11 protein-coding genes are annotated in these 11,388 nt (G+C 57.5%); 4 read left to right on the forward strand and 7 right to left on the reverse strand.

What is annotated here, in order from left to right; all coding sequences use genetic code 11:
- A partial coding sequence (locus ACTG39_RS11330) for an NUDIX hydrolase (RefSeq protein WP_439107675.1) occupies positions 1-613 on the forward strand: 613 nt, incomplete at its 5' end.
- Positions 614-661: 48 nt separating this feature from the next.
- Here ACTG39_RS11330 and ACTG39_RS11335 read toward each other — a convergent pair.
- From ACTG39_RS11335 to ACTG39_RS11355, 5 genes are all read right to left on the reverse strand, one after another.
- Complete coding sequence (locus ACTG39_RS11335; protein WP_439107676.1) at positions 662-1,315, reverse strand: delta-aminolevulinic acid dehydratase; 654 nt, start codon at positions 1,313-1,315, stop codon at positions 662-664.
- Positions 1,293-2,300 carry a porphobilinogen synthase gene (hemB, locus tag ACTG39_RS11340; protein ID WP_439107677.1) on the reverse strand — a complete coding sequence of 336 codons (1,008 nt, stop codon included), beginning with the start codon at positions 2,298-2,300 and terminating at the stop codon, positions 1,293-1,295. Before hemB ends, ACTG39_RS11335 begins: the two co-directional genes overlap by 23 nt.
- Before the next feature lie 18 nt (positions 2,301-2,318).
- Positions 2,319-3,599, reverse strand: coding sequence for a glutamate-1-semialdehyde 2,1-aminomutase (gene hemL / locus ACTG39_RS11345; RefSeq protein ID WP_439107678.1), 1,281 nt, complete (start codon positions 3,597-3,599; stop codon positions 2,319-2,321).
- A gap of 91 nt (positions 3,600-3,690) precedes the next feature.
- Complete coding sequence (locus ACTG39_RS11350) at positions 3,691-4,110, reverse strand: CopD family protein (RefSeq protein WP_439107679.1); 420 nt, start codon at positions 4,108-4,110, stop codon at positions 3,691-3,693.
- 10 nt (positions 4,111-4,120) lie between these two features.
- Positions 4,121-5,860, reverse strand: coding sequence for a chloride channel protein (locus ACTG39_RS11355; RefSeq protein ID WP_439107680.1), 1,740 nt, complete (start codon positions 5,858-5,860; stop codon positions 4,121-4,123).
- Positions 5,861-5,950: 90 nt separating this feature from the next.
- On the opposite strand from ACTG39_RS11355, the gene argC reads away from it, so the two are divergent.
- Together argC and erpA are read left to right on the forward strand one after the other, a co-directional pair.
- Positions 5,951-6,988 (forward strand): N-acetyl-gamma-glutamyl-phosphate reductase, encoded by a 1,038-nt coding sequence (gene argC / locus ACTG39_RS11360; protein WP_439107681.1) that lies wholly within the window; start codon positions 5,951-5,953, stop codon positions 6,986-6,988.
- A gap of 140 nt (positions 6,989-7,128) precedes the next feature.
- Positions 7,129-7,482: an iron-sulfur cluster insertion protein ErpA gene (gene erpA, locus ACTG39_RS11365; protein ID WP_439107682.1), complete on the forward strand. Its 354-nt coding sequence runs from the start codon at positions 7,129-7,131 to the stop codon at positions 7,480-7,482.
- On the opposite strand, the gene ACTG39_RS11370 is transcribed toward erpA, so the two are convergent.
- Positions 7,479-8,594, reverse strand: coding sequence for an anhydro-N-acetylmuramic acid kinase (locus ACTG39_RS11370; protein ID WP_439107683.1), 1,116 nt, complete (start codon positions 8,592-8,594; stop codon positions 7,479-7,481). The two genes, erpA and ACTG39_RS11370, sit on opposite strands and share 4 nt — an antisense overlap.
- Before the next feature lie 5 nt (positions 8,595-8,599).
- Complete coding sequence (locus ACTG39_RS11375; RefSeq protein ID WP_439107684.1) at positions 8,600-10,012, reverse strand: peptidoglycan DD-metalloendopeptidase family protein; 1,413 nt, start codon at positions 10,010-10,012, stop codon at positions 8,600-8,602.
- A 162-nt stretch (positions 10,013-10,174) separates the two neighbouring features.
- On the opposite strand from ACTG39_RS11375, the gene tyrS reads away from it, so the two are divergent.
- Positions 10,175-11,388 (forward strand): tyrosine--tRNA ligase (tyrS, locus tag ACTG39_RS11380; RefSeq protein WP_439107685.1); only part of this gene is annotated, 1,214 nt, incomplete at its 3' end.

Here is an 11,388-nt window from a genome sequence, read left to right on the forward strand (position 1 = left end):
CATCTCTTTGTTACACCTGGCCGAAGACGGTTTGGCGAGTCACCGTCCTGCCCGCAAGTGGTTCAAAGGCATGATGAAGCGGGCTGCCGTCGCGCTGATACTGCAGCTTCGTGATGGAGAGCTGGGCGTGTTGATGATTCGCCGAGCGGAGCGGGAAGGAGATCCCTGGTCGGGGCAAATGGCGTTCCCGGGTGGGCGCATGGAACCCGATGACGAAAACGATCTGGAAACGGCCAAGCGCGAAACCGAAGAAGAGATAGGACTCCATCTGGGAACGCAGGAGCCGTGTATCGGCAAGCTATCCGAGTTGAATGCGGTAAACAAACGCTTTCGGGGGTTGGTGATCTCGCCCTATGTGTTTCATCTGGAACGCAGCGTTAACTTTCACCCAAACTATGAAGTTGCGGAGGTGGTTTGGGTGCCTTTGGAGTTTCTTTTGGACACGGATAATCGGGAAGAGATGGTTTGGGAGCGCAACGGCATAGGTTTGCGCATGCCCTGTTACTTTTATGAAGAGCGCCGTATTTGGGGCTTGTCACTGAGAATGCTGGATGAGCTGATGGATGTCGTAGCGGGGAAGTCGCCGGAGCGGCGGCGCTGGCGCCGCTTCTAAAAGTCCCGGTCTATAGCGCTTCGAATATCAAACTCTTTCTCCTCCCCATTAGCTGCCCTCATCACCGCGCAGGAACGCTTTTGTGTCGAGCATTAAATCCATGAGCGCCGGGTCTTCGCGGCTCGCCTGGAGCAATGCGTTACTGCTGGCTTCGTTGCGCAAAAAGGCGCGGAGCAAATCCATAAGTACGGGGGTCATGTCCGGATCCCGAGCCCATCGGGGCGCATTTACGAGATTTCCCGTGACGGCCTCACCGCTGTAGCTCAACCAGTAACCTCCGCAGCTCGATAAGTAGTAATCATCCACGCGTCCAAAACTCTGGTTAGGCGTCGAAGGGTTAAAACCATCCTCGGGAAGCTCGGTGATGCGCTTGAGTGCGAAAACCCAGCGCGAGCCTACGGGGAAGTCCTCGGCGGGAGGGCGGCAGTAGTCCTGGGTCTCCATCCAGACGCGGATGCTGTCTAAATAGGACCGGCCACGGAGGTCTTCCTCGACCGCGATGTCTACTGCGTTGCCTTTGATGTGCGCCACCGTTGCTGCGACTACCAAATCGGCGGACTGCTGGACCTCACTAAAGGATCCCTGCCAAAGGCAGCCACACTCTGCGCGCAGTGCGGGAGACAAGCACAGCAGTAGCAGTGCAAGGACGCCTTGCACTTTGCGCAGAGCGCCGGGATCTCTACTGGAGTGCGCGGGCAGCATCCAGTGCGAAGTAGGTCAGAATGCCGGCGCATCCGGCACGCTTAAAGGAGACGAGGGATTCGAGCATCACCGCCTCGCGCGACAGCCAGCCATTTTCGAAAGCCGCCATGTGCATCGCATACTCACCGCTCACCTGATAGGCAAAGGTCGGTGCTTTCAGTTCTTCACTGACCCGACGAACAATATCCAGATACGGCATGCCGGGTTTAACCATAATCATATCGGCGCCTTCGCCCAGATCTAAGGCGCATTCGTGCAGAGCCTCATCGCTATTCGCCGGATCCATCTGATAGCTGAACTTGTTGCCGCCTTTAATGTTGCCCGCTGAGCCCACCGCATCACGAAAAGGACCGTAGTAGCTGGATGCGTACTTTGCGGCATAGGACATGATGAGCGTGTTCACATGTCCCGCATCCTCGAGAACAGCGCGGATGGCACCGATACGGCCATCCATCATGTCTGAGGGCGCCACAACATCGGCGCCGGCGTCTGCGTGGCTGGCGGCTTGCTGAACAAGCACTTCCGTTGTTCGATCATTCAGGACATAGCCTTCCTCATCGATGATGCCGTCCTGGCCATGGGTGGTGAAGGGGTCCAGCGCGACGTCTGTAATGACACCCAATTCTGGCTGTGCCTGCTTTAAGGCCCGGACCGCGCGCTGCGCAAGACCGTCGGTGTTGAATGCTTCCTCCGCGAGGAGACTCTTCTTTTCTGTGGGAACCACGGGGAAAAGAGCGATAGCCGGAATTCCCAGACTCACCATCTCAGCTGCAAGTTCCAGCAGCAGATCAATACTTAGCCGCTCGACACCGGGCATGGACGGCACGGCTTCCCGCTGATTCTCGCCCTCCAGCACAAACACCGGATAGATGAGATCGTTGGGCGAGAGGGCGTTCTCGCGAACCAGGCGCCGGGCAAAATCGCTGGCGCGAAGCCGGCGCATGCGTGTGCCTGGAAATGCGCCGCGGGTAGATTCAAAAGCCATGGCAGTCTCCCTTAAGCCTTAAAGAGCCGCAAACGCGGTAGCCGCGGCCGCAACGGTCTGTTCTATGTCCGAGTCAGTATGCGCTGCAGACATAAAGCCCGCCTCGTAGGACGCGGGAGCGAGATACACGCCCAGCTCAAGCATGTGGTGGAAAAAGCGTGCAAAACTCTCGGTATCGCAGGCCATAACATCGGCATAGTTGGACACGCTGTCTGCGTCGGTAAAGAAGCCGCCAAACATGGTGCCTGCATGGTTGGTCGTAAAGGGCACGCCCGCTTTGTCGGCCGCCTGCTGCATACCGTCGCAGAGTGCCTGGGTACGCGCGAACATCGGCTCGTAGAAGCCCGGCTGAGAAATGATGCGCATGGTGGCAAGCCCTGCAGCCATGGCGATGGGGTTCCCCGACAGCGTGCCCGCCTGATAGACCGGGCCCAGAGGCGCTATCTGCTCCATGATCTCGCGTTTGCCGCCAAAGGCGCCCACGGGCATGCCGCCACCCACGATTTTGCCCAGGCAAGTGAGGTCGGCTTCCACCCCAAGGTGCCCTTGAGCGCCATGGGTACCAAAGCGGAAACCGGTCATGACTTCATCGAGAATGAGCACCGCGCCGCTGGCGGTGCACACTTCGCGCATGGCGCTGAGAAACTCCGGGGTAGGGAGAACGCAGTTCATGTTGCCGGTCACGGGCTCGACGATGAGACAAGCGATGCGGTCGCCGTGTTCGGCAAAGGCCTGGCGCAGACCTTCCACATCGTTGTAAGTCAGGGTCATGGTGTAATCCGCGAGGGCCGCGGGCACTCCCGGGGAGCTCGGCACGCCTAGTGTGAGGGCGCCAGAGCCTGCTTTTATCAGCAGCGAATCGGAATGTCCGTGATAACAGCCTTCAAATTTTACGATGATGTCGCGGCCGGTGTAGCCCCGGGCCAAACGTATGGCGCTCATGGTGGCCTCGGTGCCGGAGTTGACCATTCGCACCAAATCCATATTCGGCATGATGTCGCAGATGGTGTCTGCGAGCTCAATTTCCAACTCTGTGGGAGCACCGAAGCTGAGGCCTTTCTCGGATTGTCGAACCACAGCCTCGCGAACCTCAGGGTGGTTGTGTCCCATGATCATGGGGCCCCAGGACAGTACGTAATCCGTGTAGCGTTTGCCGTCGACATCAAAGATGTAGGCGCCGTCAGCACTATCGATAAATACGGGAGTGCCGCCAACGGCCTTGAATGCTCGCACGGGAGAGTTAACGCCACCGGGGATGTGTCGGCTCGCGCGTTCAAAAAGTTCGCTTGATCGGCTCATGGGTTCTGCCGTTCCTTATGGTTTGTAAAGTCAAAGTGGAATCGAATTATGACGCTTTCGCTGAGCAAGAGCGGTTGTTGCCCCAATGTTGTCAGAATGGTTTGAGGACTACCAGAAATACAATAGCGAACAAAAACAGCACGGGGACTTCATTAAAGAAGCGATAGAACACGTGGCTGTGGTCGTCCTGATTGGCGTTTATGCGCTTTACGTAATGCCCGCACTGAAAGTGATACACCACCAAAAACGCAACGCCGGCCAATTTGAGCCACAGCCAGGTGGCACTGAGATAGTAGTCCACGTTGAGACTTATCAAACTCAGACCAAAGACGATGGTCAGCACCATAAAAGGCGTCACGAAGCGATAGAGCTTTCGGGACATCATGGCTAAGTGAGCACGGGTCTCGGGATGTTCCGAAGCGGCGTAGTTGACGAACAGGCGTGGCAAATAGAACAGTCCGGCGAACCAGCAAACGACGAAGATAATGTGTAATGCGCGCAGCCAGAGCATGCTGTGAGTCCTAGGTATTGAGGTGGTCGAGGGTAAAGCGCTCGATGCGATCCCGTGTCACGATCCCGCGGAGGCTTTTTTCGCCCGTGCTTCCGCGAGTGTACACACAGACTGCTTCGACGGTGCGTGCTTTTAGGATATCCAGCACTTGCCTGAGCGTGGCCTGCTCTGGAACCACAGTTATGGTCCACCGTCGCAGGGATGATTCGGTGACGTTGCGAATTGCCGTGTCCTCCGGGTCCCGCCCCGACTCTTCCAGCCAGGCCATGAGCTCCTTGCCGTTGACCAGGAAGAGGTCTTCGCCCTCTCGACTTACAAGACACCAATTGGGTACTTGGAGAGCGAGGGTTGCCGAGACTGCAGGCTTCACCTGTTCGGCGATTACCACCACGCTGCCATCAATGACGGCATTCACGTCTGTACGATGCAGCAGTTGGTTAAGAGGATCATCAGGCAGCCGACGCCGGAGTTGACTCAGGACACTGCGGTGGGCGGAACGCTGCCGGAAAACACTTTGATTTGTCAGATTAGCCACGATGATGGCCAGCATCGCCGGCATTGCCACGCTGGTGCTTTGGGTCAGTTCAATGACCGCAAGACAGGCGGCAAGAGGCGCTCCAAATGTCGCACCCATAGCTGCTGCCATACCGATCGTGACGTACAGCGTGGGGTCAAAAGCGACAGTCGGGTAGATTTCGAGACCTAACTGGCCAAAAAAACCGCCCAGGCAAGCGCCTATGAGCAGCGTGGGTCCGATGAGCCCCACGGGCATGCCAAAACCCACGGTGATACCCGTGGCAAAAATCTTTGCGCCCGCAATGAGCAACAGAGCCCCAAGGGCGATCTGCCCATACATGACGCTACCCAGAGTGTCGTAACCAATACCCAGGGTTTCGGGAACGGTGATGCCCAAAGCGCCGGTCGCTACGCCAGCGAGGGTAAATCGAACAACAACGGGCCAGTGGCTGTAGCTCGCGCTCAAAGTACTTACGCGAATCAGCATCGCAGCGGCACAACCACTGAGAAAACCCAGCAGTGCGATGTAAGGAATCTCCCAAAGTGTCGTGAGCTGCACGCTGGACATGTCAAAGATTGCCGATCCACCGCCAAACCGGTGGCTCAGTGCCGAGGCAGCGACGGCCGATAGCATGACCGGCATAAAGCCCGCCACCGTGTACTCGGCAATGATGACCTCCATCGCAAATATCACCCCGGCCAAAGGCGTATTGAATGCTGCGGCAATACCTCCGGCCGATCCGCAGGCGATAAGAATACGCAGACTGTTGTTCGGTAGGGCGAGGCGCTGGCCGATAACGCTGTTGATCGCGCTCCCCAGATGTACGCCAGGGCCTTCTCGCCCGCCGGACTGACCCGTAGCCAGCGCGACAATACCTGCGAAAAATTGCACAACGGCGTTCCGCCAGGGGAGCATGCCGTAACTACTGTGCAGGCGGCTGATGACGTGCACGATGCCCACCTCCCGGTCTTCGGGGCGCAGCAGGGAAAACACGATACCTAATGCCAGTCCGCCAAGTGCTGGCAGTAAAAAACGATGCAGGTTGCCAAGGACTTCGTAAGCATCTCCGCGGTTGTCTACGCCCCACAGGAGGGCGAGTTGATCTATACCGTGTTCGAAAGCAATGACCGCCGCGCCAGACGAAATGCCGGCGATGATGCCCAGCAGCGCGTAAGCCGGGACTGAGTCATAGCGCGTTAATGCGCGGCGATAGGAACCAAAGCTGAACGGCAAGCGGATATTCCAGCTGAAAAGAAGGCATGGTAGCAATTCTATGGGGCGCTTTGGCGATATACTCCAGCGCCTCTGCGAGAGGAAGACAGCATGATCAAAGTCGGAATAGTGGGTGGTACAGGCTACACAGGCGTGGAGCTATTGCGCCTGCTGGTCGGGCACCCGGGAGTGGATATTGTATTGATCACCTCCCGCGCAGAGTCCGGACGGCGGGTGGATGATTTGTTCCCCAGTTTGCGGGGACATTGCGAGCTGAGTTTCAGCGATCCCGATGAGAAAGCTTTAGCGGCATGTGATGCAGTGTTTTTTGCCACCCCGCACAACGTGGCCATGCGTAGCGTTCCCCAACTTTTGGCGGCGGGCGCGCGCGTCATTGATCTGTCAGCTGATTTTCGTATCCGTGACTCCGCTATCTGGGAGCGTTGGTATGGCGAGACGCACGCCTGTCCCGACTTACTGCGCGAAGCGGTTTATGGCCTCCCCGAGAGAAATCGTGAAGCGATTCGCAGCGCAAGGCTTCTGGCCTGTCCCGGCTGCTATCCCACTGCCGTACAGCTTGGATTTATGCCGCTTTTGCTAGAGGGGCTTGTTGACTCTCAGTCACTCATCGCCAACGCGGTTTCGGGCGTTAGCGGTGCAGGACGGCAGGCCAAAATTGATAATTTGCTCAGTGAGGTCAGTGATAGCTTCAAGGCCTATGGAGTGACTGGTCATCGACATCTGCCCGAGATAGAGCAGGGCCTGTCCGACATGACGGGAGCTGAGGTGTCGCTCACTTTTGTTCCGCATCTCGCCCCAATGATTCGCGGTATCCACGCAACCCTGTACGCCTCTTTAAGCGAGGCTGGTCGCGCCGCTGATCTGCAACAGGTAGTCGAAGATTTCTATCAGCATGAACCGTTTGTGGATGTGCTTCCCCAGGGGCAGTACCCGCAAACGCGGAGCGTACGCGGTGCCAACAGCTGCCAGTTAGCGCTCACCGTGCCCCAGGGTCGCGACACCGTTGTTGTGACCGCGGTGGAAGATAACCTGGTAAAAGGAGCTGCGGGTCAGGCGATTCAGTGCATGAATCTGATGTTTGATCAGAGCGAGACACTGGGTATCGCTCAGCCCGGGCTATTGCCCTGAGGGGCCATCTAGCGATGGCGATTGTAGGTAGCTCTCGCTATACTTGAGCTTGATACTTGGTTTTATTGGCCGCCTGTTTGGCATTACCGCTATGGTCGCGGTCTGGCCCCGCAGGGTAGGCACCTACTCACCGGAATAGCATGACTGTCGCAGAATCCTTTGATCCAAACGCCATTACCTTGTCTGACCGTGCGGTTAACAAGGTGCGCGAGCTGGTAAGCGAAGAAGAAAATACCTCGCTGAAGCTGCGCGTCTTTATCACGGGTGGTGGTTGTTCGGGCTTTCAGTACGGCTTCTCGTTTGATGAAGACGCGGCGGAAGACGATACGACTATAGAAAGAGATGGCGTGACGGTCCTCGTGGATCCCATGAGCTTTCCCTACCTGACCGGCTCTGAAGTTGACTACAGCGAGGGCCTCGAAGGTTCGCGGTTTATCGTCAACAACCCCAACGCCACTACCACCTGTGGCTGTGGAGCTTCTTTCTCCGTCTAGGCGGGATAAATCGCTCCTAGCACTCTTGGTCCCGCAGCACCGGTAACGACTTCGGCGTTGCCCGGCAGGCCGGACAGGGTGCGACTCGCCAACCATGCAAAAGCACAGGCCTCAACCCACTCCGAGGCCAGTCCCAGTTCATCGCTGGTACCCAGTCGTATGTTTATGGCGCTCAGTCGCGTGTGCAGTCGTCGCATGAGGTCGATGTTGCGTGCACCCCCGCCGCACACAAAGACGGCCTCGGGCAACTGTTCACAGCGCTCAACGCTATCGACGATTGCGCAAGCGGTGAGTTCTGCCAGTGTGGCCTGAACAGCACCGGGTTCTGCGTCATCCTTGAGTTGCCCGTCGAGCCACTCCAGATTAAACAGCTCTGGGCCGGTGCTGCGTGGTCCGCTCTGTGCGAAATAGGGGTCTTCCATGAGTCTCTGAAGTAGCGCCGGGTCTGCCTCATGCTCCGCCGACCATGCGCCATCGGCATCGTAGTCTTCCTTGCGGTGGCGGCGGATCCAGGCATCGAGCAATGTGTTGCCCGGTCCGCAGTCAAATCCGGCGGCGACGATCGTTCCGTCGAGCAACGTGGCATTGGAAATGCCGCCAATATTCACGATGGCTCGACACTGGCCTTCTTGCGCAAATTGCGCGGCGTGAAAGAGAGGTACCAGGGGAGCGCCCTGGCCACCGGCCGCAACATCACGACGCCGAAAGTCGGCAACCGTAGTAATGCCGGTCAGCTCTGCAATGCTGGCAGGGTCACCAATCTGTAGGGAGTAGCGCTCCGCTGAGGGACCGTGGGGTTTATGTCTGACGGTTTGACCGTGGCTGCCGACCGCTTTGATATCCGCGAGTCTTACGTCGCTCTTCTGTACCAGGGCGTTAGTCACCCGAGCGAACTCCAACCCTACGGCACGATCGAACCTAGCGAGTTGATCAACATTGTCTTTTTTGCCCGTAGCAAGTGCCGAAAGCTGCCTGCGCAGGGCTGGATCATAGGCTTGGCTGTGTGTTTCTTTGAGCCGGGTTTGTCCGCTGGAGATCTCTACCAGGACGGCATCAATGCCGTCCATGCTGGTGCCAGACATCAGCCCAATATACAGGCCATCAGACGCCATAAGGTTCAGGGCGCGCCGATATTGTCGTCTGTACTGACCGTTGCTAGGCGTCGCTCTTCTCGCAGTTGCGCGAGGCGCGTTGCCGCATCAGCGATAGCTAGGCTAAACCGCGGCATCTCTTCTTTGGGAAGCGACTTGGCCTTGGGAAGGCTCTTATGAATGGTGCGCGGGTTGCGGTGCACGCCGCCTACGAGAAACTCGTAGTGTAGGTGGGGCCCTGTCGCAGCGCCGGTGGAGCCCACGGTGCCAATGACCTGGCTTTGTACGACCCGTTGCCCGCTCTTCACCTTGCGCTTGTTCAAGTGGAGGTACTTGGTAATGTAGCGGTCGCCGTGCTGAATAAAGACATAGTTGCCGTTCGCGCGGCTGTATCCGGCCTCCATGACACGACCATCGCCGGCGGAGAATACTGGCGTTCCCCGTGGCGCAGCATAGTCTGTACCGTTATGGGGACGTACGGTCTTGTAGATAGGGTGGCGGCGCCGGGGGTTGAACCCGGAACTTATTCGGGTGAAATCGACGGGCGCCATTAAGAACGCCTTGCGCATGCTGACACCGTCTTCATTGTAGTAGCTGGTCATACCCTTGCTATCGATATAGCGGTAGGCATCAAAGCGTTCGCCGCGGTTGGTATAGGAAGCCGCAACGACTTTGCCGTCCTGGTATTTCTCGCCGTCCAGATAGAGCTCCTCATAGAGGATTTCCATGGTGTCGCCTGTGCGCGGATCCATGACAAAGTCGATGACGCCGCTGAGAATGATAGCGGCTTCCATAATGAGGTTACTCGACAGTCCTGCCTCTTTGCCCGCCAGAAACAGCGACGACTCGATTTCAACGGTAGCCCAGTTCAGGCGCTGCTCGGGCTCCCGCACGGACCGCTCAGAAGAAAATCCACCATCCATACGTCGATATACCACCGATTGGAGGCCGTCGATGGTGTGGCGCACAGCCGAAAGGCCGCCTGAATCATCGCGAAGAAAGGCCAGGCTTTGTCCTGGATAAATACGTTCAAGATCGCGACCTTGAGGCGCTGTGTGCACAATTTGATAAACATCGGCGGTGCCAAAGCCGGCTCGCTTAAACAGAAGCGATAGATTGTCTCCACTGCGCACGATGAACTCTTCCCAGGGCTGAGAAGCGTTGGGTTTAGGCTCTTCGGTTAGTTTGTCGACTGCCGCGACCGCTTCAGCGGCTTCCATAATTGGCGCGACTTCCAGCTCGGGTATCGATGCTGCGTCTTCCGGGAATTGGATTTCTGCGACACTTCGTGTGGCGTTCACATCACCCGACGGGGTGATGATCGCAGCTAGCGCAACGAGCACAGACAAACCCGCCACCGCAAGAATGTGGTGGTGAGAAATGCCTTGGCGGTCAGCGATGGGAGTCGCTCCGCGGGGTGCCTTTTTGTGGTTGAACATGTCGCTGGTCCAATTACTGGGTTCGGAGTATATAAAAAAGGTACGTTTCAGAGATAGTGACGGATTTCACCTCTTGCGTTCACCGTTTTGTGCGGTAAGGTCGCCTGCCTTTCAATCCGAATGAACCCAGAGAGCCTGCCGAGGGGCGGCTCCGCAGTAAAAGTGATGGCCATGACTAGTGCACTGCTTACAGAACTCCAGCAGCGGGAACTGATATTTCAGATAGCCGGCGAAGATAAATTGCCTCAGTGGCTCGACGGCGGCTCGCGCTCTTTGTATTGCGGCTTCGACCCTACGGCCGACAGCTTGCATATCGGTTCACTGGTGCCTCTATTAATGCTGCGGCGCTTCCAGTTGGCGGGGCATCGGCCCATTGCTCTGGTCGGCGGTGCCACAGGCCTGATTGGGGACCCCAGCTTTAAGGCTCAGGAGCGCCAGCTAAATACTCCCGATATCGTGGAAAGCTGGGTCGAGAAACTCGCTCAGCAGGTGTCGCGTTTTATCGACTTTGATGCCGGAGCCCACAGTGCTGTGGTCGTGAATAACCTCGAGTGGACCCGAGATCTGGATGTCCTGACGTTTTTGCGGGACATCGGTAAGCACTTCTCGATCAATTCCATGATCCAGAAGGAGTCGGTGAAGCAGCGCATTGAGCGGGAGGGTAGCGGTATCAGCTTCACCGAGTTCACCTACATGATTCTTCAGTCCTATGACTTTGCTGAGCTTTACAAGCGCTATGACTGTGGGCTGCAGCTCGGAGGCTCCGATCAGTGGGGGAATATTACGGGTGGCATTGATTTAGCGCGGCGCCTCCATGGCGGACAGGTCTTCGGCTTGACCATGCCCCTGGTCACCAAGTCCGACGGCAGTAAGTTTGGAAAGACGGAGTCGGGCACAATCTGGTTGGATCCGGCCCGCACATCGCCCTACAGCTTTTATCAGTTCTGGTTATCGGTCGCGGACGATGACGCCTATCGATTCCTTCGCTACTTCACGTTTTTATCCGTTTCGGAGATCGCAGGCATCGAGCGCGCAGACGCTGAGCGCAGCGGGCGTCCTGATGCCCAGCGGATTCTGGCGGAAGAGGTCACGCGACTGGTTCACGGAGAGGACGGCCTGGCAGCAGCCCGGCGTATCACCGAGAGTCTCTTCAGCGGTGAGCCTGCGGGTCTCTCTGAGCCTGATCTTGAGCAGTTGATGTTGGATGGCTTGCCATCCAGTGTGCTGGATTATGCCGGATTGCCGGAGACTTTGACGCAGCTTTTGACCGATGCGGGCCTGGCGGCATCGGGGAAGCAGATCAAGGATGCGCTTCAGCGTGAGGCGGTGATCGTCAATGGTCGCGCGCTGGGGATGTCGGACAATGCAAGCCCTGG

Origin of the sequence: Congregibacter sp., assembly GCF_965662665.1 — a bacterium.
Classification (GTDB): Bacteria; Pseudomonadota; Gammaproteobacteria; order Pseudomonadales; family Halieaceae; genus Congregibacter.

Bases quoted from the DNA above. Each gene is read 5' to 3' on its own strand.
- hemB (WP_439107677.1), bottom strand. From the start codon at position 2,300: ATGGCTTTTGAATCTACCCGCGGCGCATTTCCAGGCACACGCATGCGC.
- erpA (WP_439107682.1), top strand. From the start codon at position 7,129: ATGACTGTCGCAGAATCCTTTGATCCAAACGCCATTACCTTGTCTGAC.
- ACTG39_RS11335 (WP_439107676.1), bottom strand. From the start codon at position 1,315: ATGCTGCCCGCGCACTCCAGTAGAGATCCCGGCGCTCTGCGCAAAGTG.
- hemL (WP_439107678.1), bottom strand. From the start codon at position 3,599: ATGAGCCGATCAAGCGAACTTTTTGAACGCGCGAGCCGACACATCCCC.
- ACTG39_RS11375 (WP_439107684.1), bottom strand. From the start codon at position 10,012: ATGTTCAACCACAAAAAGGCACCCCGCGGAGCGACTCCCATCGCTGAC.
- argC (WP_439107681.1), top strand. From the start codon at position 5,951: ATGATCAAAGTCGGAATAGTGGGTGGTACAGGCTACACAGGCGTGGAG.
- ACTG39_RS11350 (WP_439107679.1), bottom strand. From the start codon at position 4,110: ATGCTCTGGCTGCGCGCATTACACATTATCTTCGTCGTTTGCTGGTTC.
- ACTG39_RS11370 (WP_439107683.1), bottom strand. From the start codon at position 8,594: ATGGCGTCTGATGGCCTGTATATTGGGCTGATGTCTGGCACCAGCATG.